Genomic DNA, 24,468 nt, shown 5'->3' with positions numbered 1-24,468 from the left:
CGCTGGGTCCGCACGATGCTCCCTCCTAAGGGAGCGCATCGTTCAAGCGAGAAACCGGGACCACTTTTTCGCGCGATGCGCTAACGACACAAGCCCGGTGAAGCGGCGAACCGCTCCCGGGCTTTCGTTCATCCTACGAGACGGGCTTGAGTTGCGCGGCCCGAGAGCACGTGCAGCCGGCTTACCGGCGCCGGAACTGCGGGTTGCCGCGCTGCGGCGGACGCGGTCCGGACGATGCACCCGAGTCCTTGTGGCGGAAGATGAGCCGGCCCTTCTCGAGATCGTAGGGCGACATCTCGACGGTGACACGATCGCCCGCGAGGGTCTTGATGCGGTTCTTCTTCATCTTGCCGGCCGTGTAGGCAATGACCTCGTGGCCATTGTCCAACTGCACGCGGTAGCGCGCATCCGGCAGAATTTCAGTCACAAGTCCTTCGAAGGTGATCAGTTCTTCCTTTGCCATGCAAAGCCTTCCTCATAACAAAAAAGCCGCTCCTGAGGCGGAACGGCCGATAAGCAAGAGAGCGTGCCGGGCACGCTCTCGAGTATCAAACCTTACGCGTTCTGCAGGTTCACTGCAGAGGTGCGGCCGGTACGCTGGTCCGTCTGAAGCTCGTAGGAGATCTTCTGACCCTCGCGCAGGCCACGCATGCCGGCGCGCTCGAGCGCCGTCGCATGGACGAACACGTCTTTGCCGCCGTTGTCGGGCTGGATGAAACCATAACCCTTGGTTTCATTGTACCACTTCACGGTTCCCTGTTCCATGGGAATTCCTTTCACTGTCGCTTGCACGTGGGCGGGGGCCGAGGCCAGATCGCCCGTTAGTCGATATTGGTAGAGAGAAGGAACGTGCGCCCGGCAGTGCCAAAGCGAAGTAGCCCAGTCGTCCGGCCAAATGTCGATGCGACAATAAGTAGGGGAAGGATGGGGCAATTGCAAGGCAAGACCGTTAAGCCTTGTTAGGTAGTATGGCCCTTGCGCAGGTCCGAAACGAAGGCCCGGAGGAGCCGCTCTCCCCCGTCCGTGAAGCGGATCTCGCCGTCGTCGGCGACGACGAGCCCCCGCTCCGTCAGCTCGGACACGGCGGCATCGCTCGCCTTGTGCCCGACCCCGTCACGCCGAACGACGCTCCGGACCGGCTGCCCGCTGGACAGCTCATGATAGGCCGCGAAGGCAAAGACCGCCAATGCGTCGTCGCTCAGACCGGCTTGCTCCGCCATCGGGTGCCTCTGGGTCAGGATGGTTCGCCGGACCGACAATGCGACAGCCGCGAACCCGTTCGAGCGTGGCTTGTTAAAAAGCCTCCGGAGGAACGGCTTTTGCGGCCTCACGTTGTTGGAACAAGGCCGCGCTCCGGGCAGGCTCACTCCCGGCAAGGCGCGAGACAATGGCGAAAGACAACCGCGAGAGACAGCGAAAGGAGCGCTCCCATGGCCAATGACCGCTACCGCGACGACGACGGCTACATCGCCCGCCATGGCTTCGGCAACGAACGCTCAGGTTACGACCGCAGCCGCGACGCCAGCTACGAGAGGACGTCGAGGCGCGATTACGGAGATTCCGCGGGCTACGGCTCGGGCGGCTCCTCCCGCGACTGGCGCGACGTCGTCGGCGAGGACCGCGACTACGATCCCTCTTCGCTCTTCCGCTCCGGCTGGGACCGGGATCGCGACCGGGGTTATCCACGCGCCGGCGCCTATGAACCGGATCTCGACCGCTACGGCTCCGCCTCGTTCGGGCGCGGCTCGCGCGATTACAACGAGGACCGGGGTTTCTTCGAGAGGGCCGGAGACGAGGTCCGCTCCTGGTTCGGCGACGACGACGCCGAGCGCCGCCGCGACCGGGACCTGCGCCAGGCCGGGCAACATCGTGGCCGCGGCCCGAAAGGCTATCAGCGCTCCGACGCGCGGATCCTCGACGACGTCAACGACCGCCTCACGGACGATCCGCATGTCGACGCCTCCGAGATCGAAGTATCGGTGTCCAACCGCGAGATTACCTTGAGCGGCACCGTGAACAGCCGCTTCGAGAAGCGCCACGCGGAGGATATCGCCGAATCCGTCTCGGGCGTCGCCCATGTGCAGAACAACCTGCGCGTCCAGCAATATGCCGATGCGGGCATGGGCGGCAGCATGCTCTCCGGAGCCGCTGCCGCAGGCGCCGGAACGGTCGGGCGGCCTGAAATGAGGACGGCCGCCGCGGAGGATACCGGCAGTCGCAAAAGCCGCACCTGACCTCACGTGTGACCTCACGTGCTTTTCAGGGAGATGGCTTTTCCCCTGAAAACCTCGTGAGCCGCGATGCGGATGCGCTTGCGCCTCTTGGGACGCGAGCGCATCTGTCGTACCAGGATCTTGTCTTTTCCCGCAAGCGCACGACCTCCTAGCGCATCGCGTGGAAAGGGGCCGGTTTTTTCGCACCCGGCGGCGCGCGGTGCAGAGGACAGGGACATCGGACGGGTCCCGGAGGCGGGCTCCGCGTTCTTTGGTCCGATGCCCGACGCGACGGGAAGAACGAGGACGACAATGGCAGGTATCTCCGTCACGCTCGAAGGCGACAACATTCAGATCGCGTTCCAGAAGGGCGAACAATCGACGGCCGTGGTCATGGACCCCCATGCCGCCCGCTCGCTGGTCAAGGCCGTCAGCCAGCTCCTCATCGCCATTGGCGAAAGCGGCGAGGACGCAGAGGAGATGCCGGAGGAGCTGGTGGAGGTCACCTCGTCCACCATCGATATCGGGACCGATGAGCATGGGCTGGCCGTGGTCGGCCTTCAGGCGGGCCTGATGCCCCCGTTCCTGCTGCGCCTCAAGGACGACGAGGCCCGGCACATCGCCACGAGCCTGCTGGAAATCCTCAACAGCCCGAGGGACGTGCGTATCTCCCACGGGGACCACTAACCTGAGCGCGGCTGCGGAACTTCATTACCGCCATACGGTTGTCGAACGCGGGTCATCATCGGCTCCGCTTTGGACAAGGCTATGGCAGCTCACGACCCCAAGCTCACCCTCAACCCTCCCTATAGCGTCCCCATCATGGACGCGAAGGCGGAACCGACCCTCAAACATCCGGAATCCGAGGCCTTCTACGCCGAGGCCCTGCGGGAGTTGAACCAGCTCGGCCTGCCCTTCCTGCTTGCCGGCACCTATGCGCTCGCGGCCCATACCGGCATCACGCGCCCCACGAAGGATCTCGATATCTTCTGCAAGGCCGGCGACTACACCCGGGTGCTGTCGCACTTCAAGTCCTTGGGCTATTCCGTCGAGATCGAGGACGATCGCTGGCTCGGCAAGGTCTTCAAGGGCCAATACTTCTTCGACGTGATCTTCGCCTCATCCAACGGCACGATGCCGATCGGCGATCCCTGGTTCGAGCATGCGCGACAGATTGAGGTGTTCGGCCAACCGGTACGCATCGTCGGCCCGACCGAGCTCATCTGGTCGAAATGCTTCATTCAGCTCCGCCACCGCTATGATGGCGCGGACGTGGCGCACACCATCCTCAAAGCGCACGATCAGATCGACTGGCATCGCCTGCTGGCCTACATGGAAGTCCACTGGGAGGTGCTGCTCATGCACCTGCTCAACTTCCGTTGGATCTACCCGTCCGAGCGCGACAAGGTCCCGCGCTGGGTCATGGACGAACTGCTCGACAGGCTGTCCAAGCAGCTCGATCTTCCGCCGCCGCAGATGAAGGTGTGCCGCGGGCGGATGTTTTCCCGGATCGATTACGAGATTGACGTGAAGCAATGGGGCTTCGCCGATGTGGGCGGCGAAGGTGAATGGCGGAATGAGTGATGTTGACAAGACCCTGAAGGTCGCGGCCATGGGCGACCTTCACGTACGTGAGGACAATGGCGGCTCCTATCGCGATCTGTTCGGCGAAATCTCCAGAGAAGCGGACGTTCTCGTCCTGACGGGCGATCTGACCGATCTCGGCAAGCCGAAGGAGGCCGAGATCCTCGCGCAGGATCTCAAGGCCTGCTCGATCCCCGTCGTCGGCGTTCTCGGCAATCACGATTACGAGTGCGGCGCGGCGGAAGAGGTGGCCCACATCCTGCGCGAGGCGGGCATGAAGCTTCTCGACGGGCAGTCGGTGGAGATCGACGGCGTCGGCTTCGTCGGCGTCAAAGGCTTCGCCGGCGGATTCGGGCGGCGCATGCTGGGCTCCTTCGGCGAGCCCGCCATCAAGCAGTTCGTCAGCGAGACCATGAACGAAACGCTGCGGCTCGAAAACGCGATGCGTCAGGTCCGTGCCAAGCGGTCCATGGTGATCCTGCATTATGCGCCGGTGCCCGAGACGATCGAAGGAGAGCCGCTGGAGATCTATCCGTTTCTCGGCTCCTCGCGCCTGGCGGAAACCATCGACCGCTTCAAGGTCAGTGCCATCGTGCACGGTCACGCGCATCGCGGCCGCTTCGAGGGGCGCACCCCGGGCGGACAGCCTGTCTACAACGTCGCCAAGCACATCGAGAAGCCCACCGGGAAGCCCTACGCCATCCTGGAAATCTGATCCGTTCACGCATCCAAGAAGGGAGCGTCGGACGTGAAAAGTGCTAAATCCACTTTTCACGTCCGCTGCTCTATAGCCGGGGCCCCGGATCGGTCGGAGTGCCGGGCAGATAATCGGGCTCGGAGCCCGGCCCTTTCGGATCCGTGATTCCAGGATCGTTCACGGGATAGGGCGTGCGCGGCCCCGTCGGGCCGGTATCCGGCAGATCGTCAGGATCCGTTCCTGGCGGCGGCATGTCGCTCGGAATGTTTCCACCCGGCAGCGGCTCGTCCGTCGGCATTCCTGGATTGGCCATTCTTCTCTTCCTCGTTGACTTGTCCGTGATCTGGTCAACAGACCCGCACAAATCAGGTTCCACGGGGAAGGTCATTTGGAACCCCCGCTCCTCTTACCCGTTCCACCGACATCCCCTCACAACGAACCGACAATCAAGGAGAACGTCATGCCTGATATTCAACAGGCCAAGATTCTCATCATGGCGACCGACGGTTTCGAACAATCCGAACTCATGGTGCCGCAGCAGAAACTCGCGGATGCGGGCGCGAAGGTCGAGGTCGCCGCGCCCAAGTCGCGCATGAAGCCCGACGAGATCCGCGGCTGGGACGAGAAGGACTGGGGCAAGAGCGTGAAGGTCGACAAGGATATCGAGGCCGTCGACCCTTCCGCCTACGATGCGCTCGTGCTGCCCGGCGGGCAGATCAATCCCGACAAGCTGCGCGTCGAGCCGAAGGCCATCGAGATCATCCGGGCCTTCTACTCGTCCGGCAAGGTCGTCGCCGCAATCTGCCACGCGCCGTGGCTGCTCGTGGAGGCCGGCCTGATCAAAGGCAAGAAATGCACGTCCTACCACTCGATCAAGACGGATGTGATGAACGCGGGCGGCGAGTGGCGCGACGAAACGGTGGTGACCGATCAGGGACTGATCACCAGCCGCAACCCGGGCGATCTCGACGCCTTCGTCAAGAAGATCATCGAAGAGATCCGCGAGGGCTCCCATGCCGGCCGCCGGCACGCGGCCGAGTGATCGTCCGTCGCGTAACCACTCAAACAAAAAGCGGCCGGTGGATACCGGCCGCTTTCATTTTCATCTCTTTCGGAGCGCTTAAGCCTGCTGGATCGCGGAGATCGTCCAGGATCCGCCCTGATTGGAACCACCCTGATCGCGGCGGAACGTCCACAGCTCCCTGGCCTCCTGCGGCTTCGAAGGATCGCCTTCGAGCACGCGGCCGGTCGCCTGATCGGTCGTCACGTCGATCAGCGAGAAGCGCATGGCGACGGTTGCGTAATCCGTCGAGCCTTCGCGCCAGGCCTCGGAGAGATCGCCCTGAAGCAGACGCACGTCCGAGACCTTGTTCACGACGCCGCGCGCCTTGTTGTCGTTGAGCTCTTCCTGGATGTAGCCGGCCATTTCAGGCGTCGCCATCGTCCAGAGCTTCTCGATGTCCTGACGGGAATAGGCATCCTGCAGCTCGACGAGCGAGCGCTCGAAGGCCGCGTAATCCTGCTCGCCGATGCCGATCTCGTCACGCACGGCAGGGCCGCGGGATGAACGGTTCATGCCACCCAGAGCTCCTCCGAGAGCGCCGCCCAGACCGCCGAGGCCGTTGCCCAAGCCGCTGCCGTTGCCCAACCCGCTACCCAAGCCGCCACCCATGGAACGGCCGCCAGCCGGGGGCACGCTGCCGCCCGTCATGGTGCGATGGACGCCCTGCGGACCCGCATAGGAGGGCTCCTGACGGCGGCGGAACCATTTCATGGCGAACGAGATCACGAGCACGATCAAGCCGACCTGGAGCAGCAGTCCCACGACGGAGGCGAGACCGGCGAGGCCGCCGAAGAAGCCGTTGCCCATGAGCATTCCGAGCAGGCCCGCGCCGAAGAGGCCGGCCATCAGGCCCGTGCCGAAGCCGAAGCGGCGCGGCTGAGCCATGTTGGGAGCCGGGGTGCCGGGCCGGTTGAGATTCTGACCCTGATTGGGAATTTGCGAGCGCTGAATGGGCGCGGCGGCGTCGGGCGCCGTCCGGGTAGCCGGAGGCGGAGAATAGGTGCGCGCGCCGCGCGATCCGAAGCTGCCCCGTCCCCCGCCGACGCGAGCCTCGGCGGCACTGCCGGCCAGCACCAGGGCTGCAGCCAGAGCGACCATGACGCGGCTTCGGCGAGAAGCAAATTTCATCATTTTTCGTTTCATCCCTTCGGAGCACGATGCTCCAGGCCTTATGTATGAACGGTAACGCTTTTGCAAAAGGGCCCGGCGCGATCAAACGGTCCGAAAACGGCGCACCCGGCGCCGCGCCGCCGCGAACCTGCCTCCCGGGCGCAGAAGGCGCGCCACGCCACGGCGCAGGGCATTCGCCTTCCCGCGGACGACGCCTATGATGCGGACAGCCCTCCGCCAGACGGGCGAACGGGCAAGCCAGGCATGGACATAGTCACGGATCAGAAGAACGCGGGCATAGCACCAGGCGAACCAGCGGATCGAGAGCAGCTTGTCGCGGCCGACGGCGAAGAGCCGCTCGGCCAGTCCGAGGCCCACCACCTTGGCCAGCGCGAACATCAGGAGGCCCGAGAGGAAATGCCCCTGCCCGAAGAGATAGAGGCCATAGATTTTGAACGGTTCGATGACGGCGAGAGGAATCAGAAACAGCATCAGGATGCCGACAGGCGGCAGCTTCGCGATCGCGGCCTCGATCCGCCGGATCAGGCCGACCCGCGCCAGCGCCTGTACGGCCGGGACCACGAAGGAGCGGAAGACGTCGTCGAGCAGAACCGCAACGACGGCCACGATCAGCAGGGGCGCATTCAGGACGCGCCGCATGCGTCGGAAAGGGTGAACAGGTCGGCCGGCCATGATCCTCACATCGGTCCAGGGTCTGGGCCGCGATTACGGGAAATGTATGGCTAGCGTATCGTGCGAAAAAGTGGGACCCGGTTTTTCGCACGAACGATGCGCTCTTCTAGGAGTGAGCATCGGATCCGATCCCAAAGATGCAAGTCCACTTTTCACGTCCGATGCTCTAGACGCGCCCGTTTCCAGGCCCCGGCTCCGCCTCAGCGGCTTTGATCGGATTTCAGCCGGTCGATGCGCTTCGAGGCCTCGGCCTTGTCGAGCTTCGGATCGAAGGCTTCAGGATCGTGGGCCTGCTCGGACAGGGTCTTGAGATAGGAGGCTTGGGCGCCGGTCATGGGCTCGTGGCCGGTGACCCAATCCTCCGGATCCTTGATTCGATTGTCCACGGCCTCCGGATCGAGCTTCGGATTGTCCGCTTCGGGAGCGGGACTGCGCTCGCCCGAGCCGTGATGTGGGGCTTTGCTGCGCGATGCCATGCGAGACTCCTATTGTTCGCGTTTTGTTCTAAAACGAGAACATCTGAATCAGGCCATTGGTTCCGCAGCGGAATGACGAGCTACTCCCGGCGACTCGTCCCCGTTATCCACAGGTCCGAGGCTCGACTCGCCGCCAAGCGCATGTTCTTGCTTTGTACATATCACGATGAGGGTGGCAACCATCCGCAAGCCGGATGGAGGAAGTGTCCCTCATCGCCCCCGGCTCAACGCCAGTCACAGGCAGACGCTTCTGCATTGACGCCCCATGATGGATATTTCCGGAGGCTAGAGCATCGGACGCAAAAATGGGAACCGGTTTTGCGTGAAAAGATGCTCAACAACATAGGCTTATAGCATCGGACGTGAGTTCGATTTTACGTCCGATGCCATATGCGGGCGAAGATCGCCTTCAACCGCATTCCCGACGCAGAGGATTTTTGACGTGCGCCCTGCCCTCCTAACGCCACGTCGTCATGGCCGCACGTGTCGCAGCCATCGACGTCCGCAGGATCCGCTGCGCCTCAAACGCGAATGCCCGGGACGAGCCCGGGCATGACGATACGCAAGCGATGGCGAGGCTTTAAGCCGCCTTGGCCTTGGGCTGCACCTCGGCCGTATAGTCGTCCATCAGCATCTTGGTGATGGCGCCCGGCGTGAAGGTGTAGGAACCGACCTCGGCCACCGGAGTCACTTCCGCCGCGCTTCCGGTGATGAAGCATTCCTGGAAGCCCGCCAGTTCCTCCGGCATGATCCGGCGCTCGGCCACTTCAAGACCGCGGCGCTTGGCGAGCTCGATCACCGTCTGGCGCGTGATGCCGTCGAGGAAGCAATCGGCGATGGGGGTATGCACCACACCGTCCTTGACGAAGAACACGTTGGCGCCGGTGCACTCGGCGACGCGGCCCTGCCAGTCGAGCATGAGCGCGTCGGCATAGCCCTTCCGCTCAGCCTTATGCTTCGAGATGGTGCAGATCATGTAGAGACCGGCAGCCTTCGCGGTAGACGGGGCCGTCGCCGGGTCGGGACGGCGGTACTCCGCCATGTCGATACGGATGCCCTTCATCTTCTGGGCCGGATCGAAATAGCTCGGCCATTCCCACGCCGCGATGGCGAGGTGGATCTTGTTGGTCTGGGCGGCGACGCCCATCATCTCCGAGCCGCGCCAGGCGACGGGCCGCAGATAGGCGTCCGTCATGCCGTTCTTCTCCAGCACGAGGCGCTTGGCCGCGTCGATCTCGGCGACCGTATAGGGAATCTCGAAATCGAGGATCTGGGCGGAACGCTTCAGGCGCTCGGCATGCTCGATCGACTTGAAGATTTCGCCCCCGTAGGCCCGTTCGCCCTCGAACACACTGGATCCGTAATGGAGGCCGTGCGAGAGGACATGGAGCTTGGCGTCCTTCCAGGGTACGAACTGCCCGTCGTACCAAATCCATCCATCACGTTGATCGAAGGGGGTCGCGGACATCGTTTTCTCCTTAACTGCCGACCTTTGTGGCAAACCGGGGCCGTGAAATTTCCGGTCGCTCCCGTGCCGTTTCGGTTTCATTCGTTTCACGAAAGCGACTTGACGAGTAACAATCGTCCTGAGATATGTCAACAAGGCTGACGTAAAATTGGATAGGAACGGTGCCAGACGCGATTCCGGCTTTCAAGAGACAGGTACCTGGACAAAGCTCCGAAACGGACATTCTGGCCGAGATGCCGGCCTATGACCTGATCGAGCTGCTCTTCTTCGCCTATCGCGACTTCGTCAGCGATCCCGACCGGATTCTGGACGAATACGGCTTCGGCCGGGCGCATCACCGGGTCCTGCATTTCGTGAGCCGCCAGCCCGGCCTGACGATCGCCGAGCTTCTGGACATCCTCAGGATCACGAAACAGAGCCTGAACAGGGTCCTGAAGGAACTGATCGAGAAGAATTTCATCGAGAGCCGCATGGGCGTCGCGGACCGGCGCCAGAGGCTGCTTCACGCCACGCCGCAGGGACATGACCTCGCCCTGAAGCTCGCCAAGCTCCAGACGCGGCGGATCATGCGGGCGCTGGCGGATGCGGACCCGGCCGCCAAGGAGGCCGTCAGCCGGTATCTCCTGTGCCTGATCGACCCGGACGATCGCGAGCATGTGAAGCGCCTCGTATTCGGGTCGGACAAAACCTGATAAAGCAGGGGCCCCGGAACAACCGTCCTGGAGCCCATGGAAGCGCCCCGCATCGATATTCCCGACCATGCCCCCCACGTCCTGGTGGTGGACGACGACCGGCGCCTGAGAGATCTCCTGACCCGGTTTCTTTCCGAAAACGGCTACCGCGTGACGGCCGCGGCCAGCGCGACGGAAGCACGGTCCAAGACCGAAAACTTCCTGTTCGACGCCTTGGTCCTCGACGTGATGATGCCGGGCGAATCCGGCTTCGATTATGCCCGGAGCATCCGGCAGACGTCCCAGGTGCCGATCCTGATGCTCACCGCCCGCTCCGAGACGTCCGACCGTGTGACCGGCCTCGAGATCGGTGCGGACGACTACCTTGCGAAGCCGTTCGAGCCGCGCGAGCTTCTGCTGCGGCTCGGCAATATTCTCAGGCGGGCCGTACCCGCGCCGGGCGGCCGAGGCGGAGACGTTCCCGAAATCATCCATTTCGGCCCTTTTTCCTACCGCTTCGACCGCGGCGAGCTGCGTCGCGGCGAGGAGATCGTGCGGATCACGGAGCGCGAACGGGAGATCCTGACCATCCTGGGTTCGGCGACGGGAGACAATGTCCCGCGCGATGCGCTCGCCGGAAACGGCGCCGCCGCGAACGAACGCACGGTCGATGTGCAGATCAACCGCCTGCGGCGCAAGATCGAAAACGATCCGGCCAATCCGATTTTCCTGCAGACCGTGCGCGGAATCGGGTATCGTCTCGTGATCGACCGATGAAGATTGGTGCCACCCTTCATTATGCACCGCTCGATCGAGCGGCGCGCTGGTTCGGCAGGTTCCTGCCGAAGGGCCTTTATGCGCGCGCGCTCATCATCATCATCGCGCCCGTGATCCTGCTGCAATCCGTCGTCGCTTACGTGTTCATGGAGCGGCATTACGAACTGGTGACGCGCCGGCTCTCCTCCGCCGTCACGGCGGATATCGCGGCCCTCGTCCAGATCTACGAGAGCTACCCGCAGGACAAAGAGGCGACGACGCTCTCGCGCATCGCGGCCGAGAGCCTCCAGCTCGACGTGGACATCCTGCACAACACGGATCTTCCGCCGCCGGGCCCGAAACCATTCTTCTCGATTCTGGATGAAACGCTTTCCACCGAATTGCGCCGGCAGCTCGACAATCCCTATTGGCTCGACACGGTGGGACGCTCCAACTACGTGGAGATTCGCGTCAAGCTCGACCAGAACACCGTGATGCGCGTCCTCGCGCGGCGCAGTCAGGCCTACGCATCGAACTCGCACATCTTCCTGGTCTGGATGGGCGGCTCGTCCTTCGTGCTGCTCGGCATCGCGATCCTGTTCCTGCGCAACCAGATCCGCCCGATCCTGCGGCTCGCCGAGGCCGCCGAAGCGCTGGGCAAGGGGCGCGACATCGAGTTCCGTCCCCGGGGCGCGCGCGAGGTGCGTCAGGCCGGCTACTCGTTCATCGAAATGAAGCGGCGCATCGAGCGCAATCTCGAGCAGCGCACGACGATGCTCAACGGCGTCAGCCACGATCTGCGCACCATCCTCACGCGCTTCAAGCTCTCCCTCGCGCTCATGGAGGAAACGCCCGAGATCGAGGATCTCAAGCGCGACGTGGACGAGATGACCCGCATGCTGGAAGGCTATCTCGCCTTCGCGCGCGGCGAAAATGGCGATGCCGGCGAGCAGGCAGGGGAGACGGACCTGCGCAACCTCCTCCACGAGGTGCAATCGGATGCCGAGCGCCAAGGGCATATGACGGAACTCACGATCGTAGGCGATCCGATCATCATCGTTCGCCCCGACGCCTTCCGGCGTCTTCTTTTCAATCTCGTCTCCAACGCCGCGCGGCATGGCCACCGCATCGCGATTTCCGCCAATCACGAAACGCGCTGGCTCACGCTACACGTGGACGACGACGGGCCCGGAATTCCTGCGGACATGCGCGAGGAGGTGTTCAAGCCCTTCGTGCGCCTGGACGAGGCGCGCAACCAGGATGAGGGTGGATCGGGCCTCGGCCTGTCCATCGCGCGCGACATCGCGCGCACTCACGGCGGCGACATCAGCCTGGGCGACAGTCCGCTCGGGGGCCTGCGCGCGACGGTGCGGCTCCCGGCATAGAGCATCGAACGCGGGAAGTGGATACCGGTTTTGCGTGAAAGGATGCTCAAGACCATAGACTGACAGCATCGGATGTGGGTTCGATTTCGCGTCCGATGCTGCTTACCGACGATCATCCCGGGCTCCGCGCAGCGGAGCCCGGGATGACGCCTCTCAATACAGCCTTCCCCCAACCGGCACGTCGCGGTCGGGGCGGATGAGCATCACGTCGCCGTTCGCATCGGGCACGCCGAGCGTGAGAACCTCCGACATGAAGGGTCCGATCTGGCGCGGGGGGAAATTGACCACCGCGAGCACCAGGGATCCGACGAGCTCTTCCATCGTGTGGTTCACGGTGATCTGCGCGGACGAGCGCTTGGTGCCGATCTCGGGCCCGAAATCGATGGTGAGCTTGAATGCCGGTTTGCGAGCCTGCGGAAATGGCTCGGCAGCGGTGATTCGGCCGACGCGAATGTCGACCTTCTGAAAATCGTCGAACGTGATCGTCGGCGTCGGCGATTGTGCCTGCTCCATGATGCCCCCTTCTTCTGCCTCAAATGGCGGCTGCGGGATTATCCGCATCGCCCTCACTGGTCGCACGTTTCTCACGTCGTCTCGACCGGTTTTCCCTCAAGGCGCGCCCGAAGGCGCGGAACGGCGCGGTCAGGCGGCGCAGATCCTCGGCGCCTTCGAGCACGCGCTCGCCGCGCCGCAATTCCCGGTCGAGGCGCGCCATGGTTCGGGCGAGAGACGGATCGTCGTCGTGAAGCCAGGTGCGCATCGTGTTGGAGTAGACGAGCACCGCCCCCTGAAGTTTGACGGTTCCGAGCGGCCCCTCCGTACGGATGCCCGCCGCGGCCAACATGAAGCGCATGGAGTTGACGGCCACCTGATGGAGAGCGGCCAGGGCGAGCGGGTCGCTTCGAACGTCGTCAAAGATCCGCCGGAGCGCCTCCTTGTACGGCTCCAGTGCATCGAAACGGCGCATGAGGACGTCGAAGATGCGCTCGCGCGCCGGCTCTCCGGCGAGATCGTCCGTCGTCTCCTCCAGCACCTTGCGGTCGATCCGGCGCGAGAGGCCGCCGAGCACCGCGCCTTTCGACGGAAACGCATCGCGGAATTCGGCGAGCGAGACGCCTGCGGCCTCGGCGATGTCGCCGATCTCGATCTCGTTCCAGTCCTGCGAGGCGGCAAGCCTCATCAGGGCATCGATGATGGCGCTGCGTTTGTCGGCCGGCTTTTCCACCGTCATGGCACTCTCCTGATCATCTCATCCGTCCGATGGATCTAGCGCATCATGCGGAAAAGTGGACCCGGTTTTCACGACCGTGGTTCTTCGTGTCCGCTCCGAACGATGCGCCATTCAAGGAGTGGAGCATCGGATTGGATCCGAAAAGTGGGTCCACTTTCCACGCCCGATGCTCTAGGCGCAACGGCCCGCCTGTCAGCCCGCGAGATCCCCGGCACGGCGCTTGGCCGCAGCCACGGCCTCGCGCATGAGGTCTTTCAGGCCGTCCCGATCGCGCATGAGGATCTCGAGGGCCGCCGCCGTCGTTCCGCCCGGCGAGGTCACGTTCTGGCGCAGCGTCGCAGGCGGCAGATCGCTCCGGAACAGAAGCTCGCCCGCGCCGGTCACCGTGGCGCGCGCCAGGCGCTGCGCCAGATCCGGAGGCAGGCCCGCCGCGGCTCCCGCTTCGGCCAGACACTCCACGAGATGGAAGACATAGGCCGGCCCCGAACCGGAAACGGCCGTGACCGCGTCGATGAGATCCTCGGACGGCAGCCATTCGACGATCCCGTTGCTCGACAACAGCGCGTCGGCCATCAGACGCTGTTTTTCTGACACCTGTGCATTGACCGCAGCGCCCGTCGCGCCGCGCCCGATGCTCGCGGGCAGGTTCGGCATGGCGCGCACCACGGCGGAGGCAGCAGGAAGGCGGCCGGTCAGGTCGCCGATCGTCTTGCCCGCGAGAATGGAGATGATGAGCGTCTGCGGGCCGAGATAGCCGTTCAGCGCGGGCGCGGCCGTCTCCAGCATCTGCGGCTTGACGGCGAGCACGAGAACGTCAGGCGCGGACGGCTGATCGGACGGATTGAGCGCGATGCTCCTTTCGGCGCACAGACGGGTCATCTCCTCCGAGGGGCGGGGATCGATGACCGTCACGCCGGAGGGGTTCATGCCGACTTCGAGCCATCCCTCCAGCATAGAGCCCCCCATCTTGCCGGCACCGACGAGGATGAGGGAGGAAGGCAGGCGCTCGGGATGAAGGGACATGACAGATCTTCCGGCAGGTGAGTGACACGAGGGCCGCTACTATTCACAAGCCGCCCTGCCCTGTCGAGGCCGGTTTCGGGCCTGAGCCTTAAGCCTCGCCCTCGGTCTCGAACAAGACGCTGTCGAGCGCCTCGCGCGCCGACTTCCCGGCCCAGATCACGAACTGGAACGCCTGGAAGTAGCGTTCGCAGGCCTCGACGGCGACGCGCAGCATCGTCTCGCACTGGCCCTGCGTCGGATCCGCGCCGCCCGCCAGGAGCAGGGAATGGCGGAACATCACAACGTTTTCCGAGCTCCACAGGTCGAAATGACCGACCCAGAGCTGTTCGTTGATGAAGGAGATGAGCTGGAGCACATCCTGGCGCCGCCGCTCGGGAACCTTCAGGTCGAAGGCACAGGCCACGTGAAGCGCCTCCACGTCTTCGATCCACGTGAAGGCGATATCGTAGTCGGCCCAGCGCCCGGCAACGGAGACCGACATTTCGTCAGCTTCCGCGCGATCGAAAATCCAATGCTGCAAAGAAGCCAACCGCTCAACAACGTCGAGAGGATGTTCAACGCGATCGATTTCGATGTGATGCTGAGACATGTCGACCCAAAAAACTTGTTTGCCTACGTTACGCTAAAAATAACTAGGCAATATTATTTCGTAAATCCGAGCACTATTTGAGAAATACCTCTCGAATACTCTGAAGCATTCGAGATTTGTGCCACGTCATGCCCGAATCAGCTCATGAAACACAGTCTTAGATTTTGCCCCCGGTCACAATGCGCCATCCGGACCTGTCCACAACAGGAGGAATGCCTCTGAGGCAGAGCAGCCCTACCTCCAAAGGGGAGCGCATCGAATGCAAGACGAGTGGTTTCGCTTCTTTCGGATCAGTCCGGTGCTCTCTCCCAGAGGAGCGTATCGTTGGCGGCGGAAAAACCGGGCCCACTTTTCGCTGGCGCGGCCCGCTGGGTCCGCACGATGCGCTAGGAGGCGGGGGTGGCGGCCTCGCCGGATTGCGCGAGCTTGTCCTCCAGCGCCTTCAGGCGGGCCTCGAGGCGTTCGTTCTCGGCGCGGGCGGCCAGCACCATCTCACGCAGCACCTCGACCTCTTCGCGGGTAGCGACGTCCATGTCCTTGATCAGGCGCTCGAATTGGCTGCGGACCACGGTTTCGACCTCGCGCCTGACGCCCTGGGCGGCGCCTGCGGCATCCGTGGCCAGGCGGGCGAGTTCGTCGAAGATCCGGTTCGAGGATTGAGTCATGATCGATAAGTCCACACCAGTTGAAGAGGCCTCAAAGCCCAGGAAAGGCAGATGTGGGCGCATTCGCCCGAAACTGCAACAGGGTTGACGATCCGTCCCTGCCCGGTCCAATGGCAATGCGTTCACTGAAGGCCGATCATGCCTCTGTCATTCCCTCATATCGACCCAGTCGCCTTCTCCATCGGTCCCTTCGCGATCCGCTGGTATGCGCTCGCCTATGTGGCCGGCCTCCTGGGCGGCTGGTTCTACGCCAAGCGGCTCGCGGCGAAGACGGAGCTCTGGACCCCGCTGCGCCAGCCGAAACCCACCGACATCGACGACCTCATCGTCTGGGTCGCACTCGGCGTCGTCTTGGGCGGACGCACGGGCTATGTCCTGTTCTATAATCTGAGCGCCTATCTCCAGAACCCGCTCGAGGCGCTTGCCGTCTGGCACGGGGGCATGTCGTTCCATGGCGGCTTTCTCGGCGCGGCGCTGGCCCTCGTCCTCTTCGCGCGCTCGCGCGGCCTCAACGCGCTCGCGCTGCTCGACATGGCGTCCGTGGTCACTCCCATCGGCCTGTTCTTCGGGCGCATCGCCAATTTCATCAACGGAGAATTGTGGGGCCGTCCCGCGCCCGATTTTCCCTACGCCATCGTGTTTCCCCATGCAGGGCCCCTGCCCCGGCATCCGAGCCAGCTCTACGAGGCCTTCGGGGAGGGACTGGTGCTGTTCATCATCATGGCGATCGCCGCGCGCCGGTTCGGCTTCCGGCGTCCCGGCCTTCTCGGGGGAATCTTCGTGCTGGGCTATGCGATCGCCCGTATCGTCTGCGAGTTCTTCCGCGAGCCGGATGCGCAGCTCGGGTTCCTGTTCGGCGCCTCGGTGGAGGGCCTCGGAGGCGGAATCACCATGGGCATGCTGCTCTCAGTGCCGATGGCGCTCGTCGGGGTGATCTTCATCGTCATGGCCGCGCGCGGCACCACGCGCCCGGCGAAGACCGCCGAGGCCGCATGAGGGCCCTCGGCGACCATGTGCGCGCGATGATCGCCCACGAGGGGCCGATCACGGTCGAGCGCTACATAAGCCTCTGCCTGAGCCATTATTACGCGACGCGGGATCCCCTGGGGGCGGCCGGCGACTTCACCACCGCGCCCGAAATCAGCCAGATGTTCGGAGAGCTGATCGGCCTCTGGATGCTGGAAGTCTGGAACGCCATGGGCCGCCCCGCCCCCGTTCACCTCGTGGAGCTGGGCCCTGGGCGCGGCACCCTGATGGCGGATCTCCTGCGCGCGACGAAGCTGCTTCCGGACTTCGGCGCTGCCGTCGAGGTGCATCTCGTGGAGACGAGTCCCGTCCTGCGGCAACGGCAGCAGGCGACCCTGGCGTCCTCCGGACCTCCCGTTCAATGGCACGCGCGGCTGGAGGATGTGCCCGAAGGCCCGATGCTGCTCGTCGCCAACGAGTTCTTCGATGCCCTTCCCGTGCGCCAGTTTCTGGCTACGGAACGGGGCTGGTGCGAGCGCCTCGTCGGGCTCGACGGCGACCGGCTGATCTTCGGCCTGCGCGGAGAGGCCGACGAAGCGCTCGGCAGGCCGCTGCGGATCGGGGACGTGCTCGAATGGCCCGTCGCGTCCCTCGAGGTCATGCACGAACTCTCCCGCAGGCTCGCGCGGGACACCGGCGCTATCCTGGCTATCGATTACGGTTATTGGGGCCCCGCCTTCGGCGACACGCTGCAGGCCCTGAAGAAGCACACTCCCGTCGACCCGCTCCAGGATCCGGGCGGCGCCGACCTGACGACCCATGTGGATTTTCAGCGCCTGGCACAGGTCGCCTCCACGTTGGGCCTTCGGGTTCACGGGCTCGGCACGCAGCGCGATTTCCTCCTCGCCCTCGGGGTCGAGGCGCGTGCCGCCTCCCTCAAGAAGCGCGCATCGCCGGCCCAATCGGCCGAAATCGATGCCGCGCTCGCGCGCCTGACGGAGCGCGGCGACAAGGGCATGGGAGATCTCTTTAAGGTTTTGGCCGTTACCCATAAGGATCTCGAAGCCGTTCCCGGACTGCCGCCCCGCCCCCTCGCCCCCTAGAGCATCGGGCCCAAAAGTGGATTTGCACTTTTGGGATTGCACCCGATGCTCCCCTCTGGAAAGAGCGCATCGTTCGTGCGAAAAACCGGGTCCACTTTTTCGCACGATGCGCTAGACGTCGCAGGCCCATGTTCATCCAAGCCCCCGCCCTCGCCTCCCTCCCCCGGATCCGCCATGCCTTCTTCACGCGCGAGGGCGGCGTCTCGGAGGGGATCTATGCTTCGCTCAACGGGGGCATCGGCTCCTCGGACGAGCCCGCCCGGGTGAAGGAAAACCGCCGCCGGATGGCGCAGACTTTGGCTGTGCCCCCGGAGGCGCTGATCAGCGTGCATCAGGTGCACTCGCCCGATGCGGTGCTGGTGGAAGCTCCCTGGGGCTCCGAGCGCCCGAAGGCCGACGCCATGGTCACAGCGGAGCCGGGCCTAGCCCTTGCCATCACCACGGCGGATTGCGGCCCGGTGCTGTTTGCGGACGCGCAGGGCGGCGTGATCGGAGCCGCCCATTCGGGCTGGCGCGGCGCTGTCACGGGCGTTCTCGAATCCACGCTCCAGGCGATGGAGCGCCTGGGAGCGGAGCGCCGGCGCATCGTCGCCGTGCTCGGTCCCACGATCAGCCAGGCGGCCTATGAGGTGGGGCCGGAATTCGTGCAGCGCTTCGCCGAAGAAGCGCCCGGGCACGACGGCTACTTCCGTCCCGGCGAGAAGGCGGGCCACGCCATGTTCGACCTGCCGGGCTTCATCGGCGCGCGCCTGAAGGCGGCGGGCATCGGCACCTTCGTCGATCTCAGGCTCTGCACCTATTCCGACGAGGCGAGGTTCTTCAGCTACCGCCGCACCACCCATCGCAGGGAGCCCGATTACGGCCGCTTGATCTCGGCGATCGCGCTCACTCCCTGATCCCCGCCACGTCCGGCGTTTCCCAGGCAAGATGCTGGCCGCCATCGACGGCGATCATCTGTCCCGTGACGCTGCGCGCTTGCGCGAGATAGATCACGGCCTCCGCGATCTCGTCCGGAGTGCCGCCATGTCCGAGAAGCACGGCGCGGGACTGCTTTCCGAAATCCTCGTCGCCCTGGCGCTCGTTCGCCAGAGTGGGACCGGGGCCGACCGCGTTCACGCGGATGCGGGGTGCAAGCGCCTGCGCCATGGTCCGGGTGGCCGTGAAGAGAGCGGCTTTGGTGAGGGTGTACGAGAAGAATTGCGGCGTGAGCTTCCAGACCCGCTGGTCCACGATGTTGACGATGGAGCCCTCCCGGTCGGTTGGCAGTTGCCGTGCGAAGTCGCGCGCGAGAAAGGCCGGAGCCCGCAGGTTCACGGCGAAATGCCGGTCCCACCGCTCCGGAGAGAGAGTCTCGACCTCGTCCGGCTCGAATTCGGACGCATTGTTGACGAGCAGCGTCAGCGGACGACCCAGGCGCAAGACGGCTTCATCCACCAGGCGTTCGACCACCGACGCATCGGCGAGGTCGCCCTGAACGACGACGGCGCGTCCGCCCGCCGCTGCGATCATCGAGGCGATCTCTTCCGCCACGTCCGTCGAACGGCGGCAGTGGATCGCGACCTCGAATCCCTCGCGTGCGAGGCGCTCCACGATGCTCCGGCCGATTCTCATGGCTCCCCCGGTCACGAGCGCAGTCTTAATCATTCTTTACCTTCCGTAATGGTAACACGTAGCGAGAATTGAGGCCGTTGCCCAAAAAATGACATTTTTCGACCGTGGCCGCGAACTTACTGCCGAGTTGTTCGTTGTGGAGTCCAGCGAGACCATAAGGGGAATACTCAATTACAACGCCACATTGCTGCCACAGTGCCCTTAGGGGGTTGTGGTTGTCATGTCACAGCCCTCACCCGGTTGTCGCTCTATAAATGGGTAGTACCCCGTTCGAGCCAGGGGCCCCTGGACGTGCGGAGTATGACATCGATAAGGAAAGAGAAACCATGAAGAAGATTCTTCTCGCTAGCGTCGCTCTCTTCGGCTTCGCCGGTGCTGCCTCGGCTGCGGACCTTCCCGTGCGCGCCGCTCCTCCGGCTCCGATCGTGGCTGCCGTTCCGATCTTCACCTGGACCGGTTTCTACGTCGGTGTGAACGCCGGCGTCGGCTTCAACAACGGCGATGACGATCTCGTGTTCGGCGGCGACACCATCTTCGCCGACAGCGACAACGACGCGAGCTTCGTGGGCGGCGGTCAGGTCGGCTACAACTACCAGATGGGCTCCTTCGTGGTCGGCGTGGAAGGCGACCTGCAGTGGGCCGATTTCGGCAGCACCACCTATGACTTCACCGGTCTTGGCGGCGGCCTGATCACCCGTGATTCGGGCGACTGGTTCGGCACGGTTCGTGCTCGCGCCGGTGTCGCGTTCGACCGCGCCCTGATCTACGCCACCGGCGGCTGGGCGTTCGCGGACAACCGCAACGGCTGGACGGTCGGCGGCGGCATCGAGTACGCCATCACCAACAACCTCTCGGCCAAGCTCGAAGGCCTGTACGTCAACCTCAACAGCGACGACTTCACGGTTCCGGGTGTTGGCACGGTCAGCACCGGCGACACCGATTTCGGTGTGGTTCGCGCCGGCCTGAACTACCGCTTCGGCACCTACTAAGATCCGTCGCATCCGCGACAGAAAAGGCCCGGGGAAACCCGGGCCTTTTTTATTGTTATGCGCTTATGCCGTCACCCGGGTCCTGGCGTATGCGGGAACCCGCGCCTCGAAGTCGGCAAGCCATGCCACGAGCTTCGGATGCGTCTCGCGCCAGCGGCCCGCGAACCGGAGATCGAGATAGCCGAGCGCGCAGGCCAGGGCGATATGGCCGACATGCAGGTCGCCTGCGGGCGCCGAGAGATGGGTCTCCGCGTGAGCGAGCCCGCGCTCCACCTTGCCGGCCTGATGCCCGACCCATTTGGGCTCGTGCTTATCTTCCGGGCGGAAGCGGCCCTCATAGACCTGCAGCAGCGCGGCATCCATGATGCCGTCCGCGAGCGCCTGATCGCGCAGGGCCGTGAAACGGGCCTCGCCTGCCGGAAACAGGCGCTCGCCGCCGGCCAGGACATCGAGATATTCCACGATCACGCGCGAATCGTAGAGCGTCTCGCCGTTCTCCAGCACCAGGGCCGGGATCTTCCCCAATGGATTCTGCTGCCGGATGTTGTCCTCGGGGTTCATGGTATCCGCATCGACGATCTGGAGACGGTCCATGAGACCGAGAACATGAGCGGCGATCTTGACCTTGCGGCCGAAAGGCGATGCGGCGGAGGAGCGAAGAACGAGCATGAATGAGATCCTGTAGAGGAATGCGCCTGAGTAGGGCTGCATTCATGCCCGCTCCCGGCAAGGGCGGCAATCCGCCTTATGCAGGAGGCCCGAAGGCTTCGCACCGATAGGCGCCGTAGCCGCTCCGTGAAAGACGCTCCGCAAGCGCGGGCAGCAGCAGCTCGGCCTCACGTTTCAGCGACCAGGGTGGATTGAGCACGAACAGCCCGCTGCCGTTGAGGCGCGAGGGATCCAACGGATCGTCCACGTAGAGCTCCAGGCGAAGGCCTGGGCGCGGGCTCTCCTCGTGCAGGCGCGCCGCCACCGCATCGACGGGAGCCACGCTCTTGATGGGATACCAGCCCACATAGACGCCGGTCGGCCATTTCCTGAGCGCCCCCAGCAGCTCCGTGCCCAGCCGTTCCAGCTCTCCGGTTTTCTCATAAGGCGGGTCGATCAGCACGAGTCCGCGCTTCTCCTTGGGCGGAATCAGGGCGTGGAGCGCCGTCCAGCCGTCGAGATGCATCGCCTTGAGGTTCGACACCGCATTGAAAGCCGCACTCAGCGCCGCATGGTCGGCCGGATGCAGCTCGACGAACACGCCCCGATCCTGCCGCCGCAGAAGCTCGCGCACGATGCCGGGCGAGCCGGGATAGATGGTCTCACCGTGCCGGGCGCGCACATCCGCCATCACGTTGCGATAGGGCGCGAGGATCTCCTCGACGTCCGGAGCGAAGGGTTCGTCGAGACGGCCCACACCGTCGACCCACTCGCCCGTTCGCTCGGCCTCGTCCCCCATCAGGTCGTAGAGCCCGATTCCGGCGTGGGTGTCGATGACGCGCAACGGGGTCTCCTTGCGCTGCAGATAGACGAGGATCCGCACCAGGAGAGCGTGTTTCATGACGTCGGCGAAGTTGCCGGCGTGGAAGGCATGACGGTAATTCATTCTTCAAGTCCTAGCGCATCGTGCGGAAAAGTGGACCCGGTTTTCCGCTCGCAGCGATGCGCTCTTTCCAAGAAGGGAGCATCGAATTGATTCCGAAAGCGGAATCCACTTCCCGCGTCCGATGCTCGAGCGCATCGTGCGAAAAACGGATGCGCGTTGCGAGCGGACGATGCGCCCGCCTGCCTGGTTCAGCGGAGCGCCGGAACCGCGATTTCGCCGGCGCGGCACCCGTCCCGGTCCACCTCGGGGCATTGGCGGAACCCGCGAAGATCCTTGTCGAGGCAGATCCGGACCTCCTGAAAGGTGCGTCGCTCGCATGAAACCGCAATCATGTCGGGACGAAGGCCGGGATTCACGCTGATGAAGGCGCGCTCGATTTCGCTCGGAAGAACCTGCGAACTGTCGTGCAGCGCCTTGAAGCTGTCGGGAATGCGCACGAGATCGCGCGCGCGCCGGACGGCCTTGAAATAGCCGCTCGGGCTTTCTCCCGAGCAGCTTCCGTGCTTGCGCCACTGGTAGCGCGCGAGGTTATCGTCGGGGAAGAGCCCTGAAACTTCTCTGATGGCGGCGCTGGGCACGAAGCGTCCGCCCGGCTCGCAGAAACTGGGATACCCGTGCTCCCACTGAGGCCAGAGCCCGTGCACGACGAAGCCAAGGCCACTTCCGGCATCGCATTGCCGGCTCTTCCGGCCGCTGATCTCGCAATAGCCGGGCGACCAGGACAGGGCGAGAACGTAGAAATCGAACTGCCCCATGGGGGCTCCCCTCACCTCGCGCGGCACCTGCGCGGCGCAAGGGAGAGACCACAGAAGGCACGCGCCCGCGAGGGCGAGATGCCGTCTGGCAATCAAGGCCCGGCCTGCTTGCAATGCGGAGCGTAGGCATAGTGGCGGTCGAAGCCGTCCACGCAGGAATCGGTTCCCCAGCCGAAGCCGATGAAGCCGAGATCCTCGCGGATGGAGAAGTTCACCTTGTGCCGGTAACCGTCGGAGACGACAACCGTGCCGGTGCAGTAGCGGCGCGGAATGTAGTCGAGGCCCCAGGGCCGCCAGGCAACCTGCTCCACCCGTTCGAAGGAGAGGATCTGGAGGTCGGAGTTCCAGAACCGGCGCTCCTTGGTGGCGAAACGCGATGCGATGTCGCCGAGAACCGCCGGATCGGCGCAGGCCGGCAGGCTGGCGTGGTACGGCCTCGGTGAAAGCACGCTAGACTTCTCGCGCCGCTCGGCCGGATTGATCTCGCGAGAGAACGCGGGCGCGCTGACTATCAGGCAAGAGATAAGAGCCGCCAGCCACTTCATTTCCACTGCTCCAACAGATCGACGGATTGATGTCACATCGACCATGTGGGCGGCGGCCCAGAACGTCAAGGCTCCGCTTACGGTTTAGTAGGAGGCGTGTCCGTTCAGCACCAGGGGCTGCCCTGCGGAAGGCCTCATCGGCCGAGGCGGCGCATAGGTCTGCTGGGGCGAATATCCGCCATATCCGGGCGGCGGCGGGGGCGTATAGACATCCGGCGCGGAAGCGCCGGAATAGCGCTGCGCGGGTGGTGCCACGGGAGCGGAGACCACCGGCGCGGCCATCGGGGCCCCCATCGGCGCTTCCATTCCGTAACCGGCAGTCGCGCTCTCCTCCGGCATGTCCTGCTCCAGGTCCGCGGACGGCAGGTCGCCTTGAGCGTTGGCGCTCTGGAGGAGCTCGCGGCTCCGCTCGGGATCGATTCGCGGCGTGAACTTGATGATCGGCTTGCAGATGCGACGGTCGCCGCGGGGGTCGTGCCGCGCCAGATCGATGTGGATATGATTGTAATGGTAGGCGTCGGATCCCGGAGCGAGGACCGTCGTGAAATAGCGGCAGGCGCCCACAAAGGCCTCGCGCAGGAAATCCTGCTCCGCGGGATTGCCCTTCCAGCCCTTCTCCACGGGGATCTCGCGGCCGTCGGCCAGGACGAAGGCCATCACGTCGAGCGCATTGCCGAAGGAATGCTCGGAGAGCTTGGCCCCCCGCTGATTATTGCGTGGACGGCACGAATAGGAGCCCGCCTTCAGGTCGACCACCGGGACTCCGAAATACATGACGGCCGCGGGCTTCACGATCTCCTCGAGCCATGTGTCGATCCGGGGGATGATCGGACAGGCGAGCGTCACCTTGGATTTCAGCCCGACCTCGCCATTGCTGAAGGCGGCGACCTTGAAGGGATGATCCATGCCGCACACGCCGGGCCCGTCGATCTTGGACGACAGAGCCATATAGGCCGAGGGCTGCACGAGACGCTGCGCCAAGCAGGCCTCCTCGGCCTGCGCGCGCCAGGGCTCGCGCTGTTCGAACCGAAACAACCCGCAACCGGTCAACCCGAGCCCAACGAGCGATAGGGCAAAAAACGCAACAAACCCACGACGCATGGGCGCACCCTAAGGCGCGCCGGGTAAACATCCCGTCAACGTCGCCCGTGCCCGCCCGCGCCGGGCTGCAGGCCCTCCGGAGACGAAAAAATTTTCGCGAGATCCTCAGGACCAGACCCCAGCAAAGTCAATAGTTTAACGATTTGTTAACCATTCTGCCGGATTGTGATCACCTTTGCC

The 24,468-nt window shown here is 64.3% G+C and carries 31 protein-coding genes; 12 read left to right on the top strand and 19 right to left on the bottom strand.

Annotated features, from left to right (window positions below):
- Nucleotides 1-181: 181 nt before the first annotated feature.
- The 3 genes from infA to AB8841_RS14545 all read right to left on the bottom strand — a co-directional run bounded on the left by infA (nt 182) and on the right by AB8841_RS14545 (nt 1,220).
- Entirely contained in the window at nt 182-463 is a 282-nt protein-coding gene (infA, locus tag AB8841_RS14555) for a translation initiation factor IF-1 (RefSeq protein ID WP_027314981.1), read from the bottom strand.
- Between the two features lie 92 nt (nt 464-555).
- Nucleotides 556-765 (bottom strand): cold-shock protein, encoded by a 210-nt coding sequence (locus AB8841_RS14550; protein WP_047188264.1) that lies wholly within the window; start codon nt 763-765, stop codon nt 556-558.
- 194 nt (nt 766-959) lie between these two features.
- Nucleotides 960-1,220 (bottom strand): hypothetical protein, encoded by a 261-nt coding sequence (locus AB8841_RS14545; RefSeq protein WP_370436547.1) that lies wholly within the window; start codon nt 1,218-1,220, stop codon nt 960-962.
- A gap of 210 nt (nt 1,221-1,430) precedes the next feature.
- On the opposite strand from AB8841_RS14545, the gene AB8841_RS14540 reads away from it, so the two are divergent.
- The 4 genes from AB8841_RS14540 to AB8841_RS14525 all read left to right on the top strand — a co-directional run bounded on the left by AB8841_RS14540 (nt 1,431) and on the right by AB8841_RS14525 (nt 4,512).
- Complete coding sequence (locus AB8841_RS14540) at nt 1,431-2,234, top strand: BON domain-containing protein (protein ID WP_370436546.1); 804 nt, start codon at nt 1,431-1,433, stop codon at nt 2,232-2,234.
- A gap of 291 nt (nt 2,235-2,525) precedes the next feature.
- Nucleotides 2,526-2,900, top strand: a complete 375-nt coding sequence (locus AB8841_RS14535; RefSeq protein ID WP_370436545.1) for a hypothetical protein — start codon at nt 2,526-2,528, stop codon at nt 2,898-2,900.
- 81 nt (nt 2,901-2,981) lie between these two features.
- Entirely contained in the window at nt 2,982-3,797 is an 816-nt protein-coding gene (locus AB8841_RS14530; RefSeq protein WP_370436544.1) for a nucleotidyltransferase family protein, read from the top strand.
- Nucleotides 3,790-4,512, top strand: a complete 723-nt coding sequence (locus AB8841_RS14525; protein ID WP_370436543.1) for a metallophosphoesterase — start codon at nt 3,790-3,792, stop codon at nt 4,510-4,512. The genes AB8841_RS14530 and AB8841_RS14525 overlap by 8 nt, the downstream gene beginning before the upstream one ends.
- Before the next feature lie 70 nt (nt 4,513-4,582).
- Here the strand turns inward: AB8841_RS14525 and AB8841_RS14520 are convergent, their stop codons facing one another.
- Nucleotides 4,583-4,807 carry a hypothetical protein gene (locus AB8841_RS14520; RefSeq protein WP_370436542.1) on the bottom strand — a complete coding sequence of 75 codons (225 nt, stop codon included), beginning with the start codon at nt 4,805-4,807 and terminating at the stop codon, nt 4,583-4,585.
- 147 nt (nt 4,808-4,954) lie between these two features.
- Here AB8841_RS14520 and AB8841_RS14515 point away from each other — a divergent pair, with 147 nt between their 5' ends.
- Entirely contained in the window at nt 4,955-5,536 is a 582-nt protein-coding gene (locus AB8841_RS14515) for a DJ-1/PfpI/YhbO family deglycase/protease (RefSeq protein WP_370436541.1), read from the top strand.
- Nucleotides 5,537-5,614: 78 nt separating this feature from the next.
- On the opposite strand, the gene AB8841_RS14510 is transcribed toward AB8841_RS14515, so the two are convergent.
- From AB8841_RS14510 to AB8841_RS14495, 4 genes are all read right to left on the bottom strand, one after another.
- The gene (locus tag AB8841_RS14510) at nt 5,615-6,688 is read right to left on the bottom strand and encodes a Tim44 domain-containing protein (RefSeq protein WP_370436540.1); all 1,074 of its coding nucleotides are present in this window, start codon (nt 6,686-6,688) and stop codon (nt 5,615-5,617) included.
- A gap of 81 nt (nt 6,689-6,769) precedes the next feature.
- A complete protein-coding gene (locus AB8841_RS14505) occupies nt 6,770-7,360 on the bottom strand; it encodes a hypothetical protein (protein WP_370436539.1) in 591 nt (196 codons plus the stop codon).
- A 200-nt stretch (nt 7,361-7,560) separates the two neighbouring features.
- Complete coding sequence (locus AB8841_RS14500) at nt 7,561-7,836, bottom strand: DUF3072 domain-containing protein (protein ID WP_370436538.1); 276 nt, start codon at nt 7,834-7,836, stop codon at nt 7,561-7,563.
- 580 nt (nt 7,837-8,416) lie between these two features.
- A complete protein-coding gene (locus tag AB8841_RS14495) occupies nt 8,417-9,304 on the bottom strand; it encodes a branched-chain amino acid aminotransferase (RefSeq protein ID WP_370436537.1) in 888 nt (295 codons plus the stop codon).
- Nucleotides 9,305-9,537: 233 nt separating this feature from the next.
- Here AB8841_RS14495 and AB8841_RS14490 point away from each other — a divergent pair, with 233 nt between their 5' ends.
- From AB8841_RS14490 to AB8841_RS14480, 3 genes are read left to right on the top strand one after another with little or no spacing between them, the layout of a single operon-like run.
- A complete protein-coding gene (locus AB8841_RS14490) occupies nt 9,538-9,996 on the top strand; it encodes a MarR family winged helix-turn-helix transcriptional regulator (protein ID WP_370439272.1) in 459 nt (152 codons plus the stop codon).
- A 36-nt stretch (nt 9,997-10,032) separates the two neighbouring features.
- Nucleotides 10,033-10,752, top strand: coding sequence for a response regulator (locus tag AB8841_RS14485; protein WP_370436536.1), 720 nt, complete (start codon nt 10,033-10,035; stop codon nt 10,750-10,752).
- The gene (locus tag AB8841_RS14480; RefSeq protein ID WP_370436535.1) at nt 10,749-12,116 is read left to right on the top strand and encodes an ATP-binding protein; all 1,368 of its coding nucleotides are present in this window, start codon (nt 10,749-10,751) and stop codon (nt 12,114-12,116) included. Before AB8841_RS14485 ends, AB8841_RS14480 begins: the two co-directional genes overlap by 4 nt.
- Before the next feature lie 153 nt (nt 12,117-12,269).
- Here the strand turns inward: AB8841_RS14480 and AB8841_RS14475 are convergent, their stop codons facing one another.
- From AB8841_RS14475 to AB8841_RS14455, 5 genes are all read right to left on the bottom strand, one after another.
- The gene (locus AB8841_RS14475; protein ID WP_370436534.1) at nt 12,270-12,629 is read right to left on the bottom strand and encodes a tRNA-binding protein; all 360 of its coding nucleotides are present in this window, start codon (nt 12,627-12,629) and stop codon (nt 12,270-12,272) included.
- Nucleotides 12,630-12,648: 19 nt separating this feature from the next.
- Nucleotides 12,649-13,347, bottom strand: coding sequence for a TetR/AcrR family transcriptional regulator (locus AB8841_RS14470; RefSeq protein WP_370436533.1), 699 nt, complete (start codon nt 13,345-13,347; stop codon nt 12,649-12,651).
- A 192-nt stretch (nt 13,348-13,539) separates the two neighbouring features.
- Complete coding sequence (gene proC, locus AB8841_RS14465) at nt 13,540-14,370, bottom strand: pyrroline-5-carboxylate reductase (RefSeq protein ID WP_370436532.1); 831 nt, start codon at nt 14,368-14,370, stop codon at nt 13,540-13,542.
- A gap of 88 nt (nt 14,371-14,458) precedes the next feature.
- Nucleotides 14,459-14,959: a YbjN domain-containing protein gene (locus AB8841_RS14460; protein ID WP_370436531.1), complete on the bottom strand. Its 501-nt coding sequence runs from the start codon at nt 14,957-14,959 to the stop codon at nt 14,459-14,461.
- 386 nt (nt 14,960-15,345) lie between these two features.
- Nucleotides 15,346-15,624, bottom strand: a complete 279-nt coding sequence (locus tag AB8841_RS14455) for an accessory factor UbiK family protein (RefSeq protein WP_370436530.1) — start codon at nt 15,622-15,624, stop codon at nt 15,346-15,348.
- A 138-nt stretch (nt 15,625-15,762) separates the two neighbouring features.
- Here AB8841_RS14455 and lgt point away from each other — a divergent pair, with 138 nt between their 5' ends.
- The 3 genes from lgt (at nt 15,763) to pgeF (ending at nt 18,589) form a co-directional block, all read left to right on the top strand.
- Nucleotides 15,763-16,620, top strand: coding sequence for a prolipoprotein diacylglyceryl transferase (gene lgt / locus AB8841_RS14450; RefSeq protein ID WP_370436529.1), 858 nt, complete (start codon nt 15,763-15,765; stop codon nt 16,618-16,620).
- Nucleotides 16,617-17,693, top strand: coding sequence for a class I SAM-dependent methyltransferase (locus tag AB8841_RS14445; RefSeq protein ID WP_370436528.1), 1,077 nt, complete (start codon nt 16,617-16,619; stop codon nt 17,691-17,693). The genes lgt and AB8841_RS14445 overlap by 4 nt, the downstream gene beginning before the upstream one ends.
- Before the next feature lie 128 nt (nt 17,694-17,821).
- A complete protein-coding gene (pgeF, locus tag AB8841_RS14440) occupies nt 17,822-18,589 on the top strand; it encodes a peptidoglycan editing factor PgeF (RefSeq protein ID WP_370436527.1) in 768 nt (255 codons plus the stop codon).
- Here pgeF and AB8841_RS14435 read toward each other — a convergent pair.
- The gene (locus AB8841_RS14435; protein WP_370436526.1) at nt 18,579-19,337 is read right to left on the bottom strand and encodes an SDR family oxidoreductase; all 759 of its coding nucleotides are present in this window, start codon (nt 19,335-19,337) and stop codon (nt 18,579-18,581) included. The genes pgeF and AB8841_RS14435 overlap by 11 nt on opposite strands.
- A gap of 293 nt (nt 19,338-19,630) precedes the next feature.
- Here AB8841_RS14435 and AB8841_RS14430 point away from each other — a divergent pair, with 293 nt between their 5' ends.
- Entirely contained in the window at nt 19,631-20,293 is a 663-nt protein-coding gene (locus AB8841_RS14430; RefSeq protein ID WP_370436525.1) for an outer membrane protein, read from the top strand.
- A 63-nt stretch (nt 20,294-20,356) separates the two neighbouring features.
- Here AB8841_RS14430 and AB8841_RS14425 read toward each other — a convergent pair whose 3' ends face one another.
- From AB8841_RS14425 to AB8841_RS14405, 5 genes are all read right to left on the bottom strand, one after another.
- A complete protein-coding gene (locus AB8841_RS14425) occupies nt 20,357-20,962 on the bottom strand; it encodes a glutathione S-transferase family protein (RefSeq protein ID WP_370436524.1) in 606 nt (201 codons plus the stop codon).
- Nucleotides 20,963-21,038: 76 nt separating this feature from the next.
- Nucleotides 21,039-21,887, bottom strand: a complete 849-nt coding sequence (locus tag AB8841_RS14420; protein WP_370436523.1) for a 23S rRNA (adenine(2030)-N(6))-methyltransferase RlmJ — start codon at nt 21,885-21,887, stop codon at nt 21,039-21,041.
- 188 nt (nt 21,888-22,075) lie between these two features.
- Nucleotides 22,076-22,738: a ribonuclease T gene (locus tag AB8841_RS14415; RefSeq protein WP_370436522.1), complete on the bottom strand. Its 663-nt coding sequence runs from the start codon at nt 22,736-22,738 to the stop codon at nt 22,076-22,078.
- Entirely contained in the window at nt 22,735-23,091 is a 357-nt protein-coding gene (locus AB8841_RS14410; RefSeq protein WP_370436521.1) for a hypothetical protein, read from the bottom strand. The genes AB8841_RS14415 and AB8841_RS14410 overlap by 4 nt, the downstream gene beginning before the upstream one ends.
- A 180-nt stretch (nt 23,092-23,271) precedes the next feature.
- Complete coding sequence (locus AB8841_RS14405; RefSeq protein ID WP_370436520.1) at nt 23,272-24,168, bottom strand: extensin family protein; 897 nt, start codon at nt 24,166-24,168, stop codon at nt 23,272-23,274.
- Nucleotides 24,169-24,468: the final 300 nt, after the last annotated feature.

It is taken from the genome of Microvirga sp. TS319, assembly GCF_041276405.1.
Taxonomy (GTDB): Bacteria; Pseudomonadota; Alphaproteobacteria; order Rhizobiales; family Beijerinckiaceae; genus Microvirga.
The sequence above is the reverse complement of the archived record's forward strand: the minus strand, read 5'-3'. Positions and strand labels throughout refer to the sequence as shown.

Bases quoted from the DNA above. Each gene is read 5' to 3' on its own strand.
- AB8841_RS14455 (WP_370436530.1), bottom strand. From the start codon at position 15,624: ATGACTCAATCCTCGAACCGGATCTTCGACGAACTCGCCCGCCTGGCC.
- AB8841_RS14495 (WP_370436537.1), bottom strand. From the start codon at position 9,304: ATGTCCGCGACCCCCTTCGATCAACGTGATGGATGGATTTGGTACGAC.
- AB8841_RS14500 (WP_370436538.1), bottom strand. From the start codon at position 7,836: ATGGCATCGCGCAGCAAAGCCCCACATCACGGCTCGGGCGAGCGCAGT.
- AB8841_RS14550 (WP_047188264.1), bottom strand. From the start codon at position 765: ATGGAACAGGGAACCGTGAAGTGGTACAATGAAACCAAGGGTTATGGT.
- AB8841_RS14535 (WP_370436545.1), top strand. From the start codon at position 2,526: ATGGCAGGTATCTCCGTCACGCTCGAAGGCGACAACATTCAGATCGCG.
- AB8841_RS14485 (WP_370436536.1), top strand. From the start codon at position 10,033: ATGGAAGCGCCCCGCATCGATATTCCCGACCATGCCCCCCACGTCCTG.
- proC (WP_370436532.1), bottom strand. From the start codon at position 14,370: ATGTCCCTTCATCCCGAGCGCCTGCCTTCCTCCCTCATCCTCGTCGGT.
- AB8841_RS14490 (WP_370439272.1), top strand. From the start codon at position 9,538: ATGCCGGCCTATGACCTGATCGAGCTGCTCTTCTTCGCCTATCGCGAC.
- AB8841_RS14480 (WP_370436535.1), top strand. From the start codon at position 10,749: ATGAAGATTGGTGCCACCCTTCATTATGCACCGCTCGATCGAGCGGCG.
- AB8841_RS14445 (WP_370436528.1), top strand. From the start codon at position 16,617: ATGAGGGCCCTCGGCGACCATGTGCGCGCGATGATCGCCCACGAGGGG.
- infA (WP_027314981.1), bottom strand. From the start codon at position 463: ATGGCAAAGGAAGAACTGATCACCTTCGAAGGACTTGTGACTGAAATT.
- AB8841_RS14520 (WP_370436542.1), bottom strand. From the start codon at position 4,807: ATGGCCAATCCAGGAATGCCGACGGACGAGCCGCTGCCGGGTGGAAAC.
- AB8841_RS14420 (WP_370436523.1), bottom strand. From the start codon at position 21,887: ATGAATTACCGTCATGCCTTCCACGCCGGCAACTTCGCCGACGTCATG.
- AB8841_RS14510 (WP_370436540.1), bottom strand. From the start codon at position 6,688: ATGATGAAATTTGCTTCTCGCCGAAGCCGCGTCATGGTCGCTCTGGCT.
- lgt (WP_370436529.1), top strand. From the start codon at position 15,763: ATGCCTCTGTCATTCCCTCATATCGACCCAGTCGCCTTCTCCATCGGT.
- AB8841_RS14435 (WP_370436526.1), bottom strand. From the start codon at position 19,337: ATGATTAAGACTGCGCTCGTGACCGGGGGAGCCATGAGAATCGGCCGG.
- AB8841_RS14475 (WP_370436534.1), bottom strand. From the start codon at position 12,629: ATGGAGCAGGCACAATCGCCGACGCCGACGATCACGTTCGACGATTTT.
- AB8841_RS14525 (WP_370436543.1), top strand. From the start codon at position 3,790: ATGAGTGATGTTGACAAGACCCTGAAGGTCGCGGCCATGGGCGACCTT.
- AB8841_RS14430 (WP_370436525.1), top strand. From the start codon at position 19,631: ATGAAGAAGATTCTTCTCGCTAGCGTCGCTCTCTTCGGCTTCGCCGGT.
- pgeF (WP_370436527.1), top strand. From the start codon at position 17,822: ATGTTCATCCAAGCCCCCGCCCTCGCCTCCCTCCCCCGGATCCGCCAT.
- AB8841_RS14460 (WP_370436531.1), bottom strand. From the start codon at position 14,959: ATGTCTCAGCATCACATCGAAATCGATCGCGTTGAACATCCTCTCGAC.
- AB8841_RS14505 (WP_370436539.1), bottom strand. From the start codon at position 7,360: ATGGCCGGCCGACCTGTTCACCCTTTCCGACGCATGCGGCGCGTCCTG.
- AB8841_RS14515 (WP_370436541.1), top strand. From the start codon at position 4,955: ATGCCTGATATTCAACAGGCCAAGATTCTCATCATGGCGACCGACGGT.
- AB8841_RS14425 (WP_370436524.1), bottom strand. From the start codon at position 20,962: ATGCTCGTTCTTCGCTCCTCCGCCGCATCGCCTTTCGGCCGCAAGGTC.
- AB8841_RS14540 (WP_370436546.1), top strand. From the start codon at position 1,431: ATGGCCAATGACCGCTACCGCGACGACGACGGCTACATCGCCCGCCAT.
- AB8841_RS14545 (WP_370436547.1), bottom strand. From the start codon at position 1,220: ATGGCGGAGCAAGCCGGTCTGAGCGACGACGCATTGGCGGTCTTTGCC.
- AB8841_RS14530 (WP_370436544.1), top strand. From the start codon at position 2,982: ATGGCAGCTCACGACCCCAAGCTCACCCTCAACCCTCCCTATAGCGTC.
- AB8841_RS14470 (WP_370436533.1), bottom strand. From the start codon at position 13,347: ATGACGGTGGAAAAGCCGGCCGACAAACGCAGCGCCATCATCGATGCC.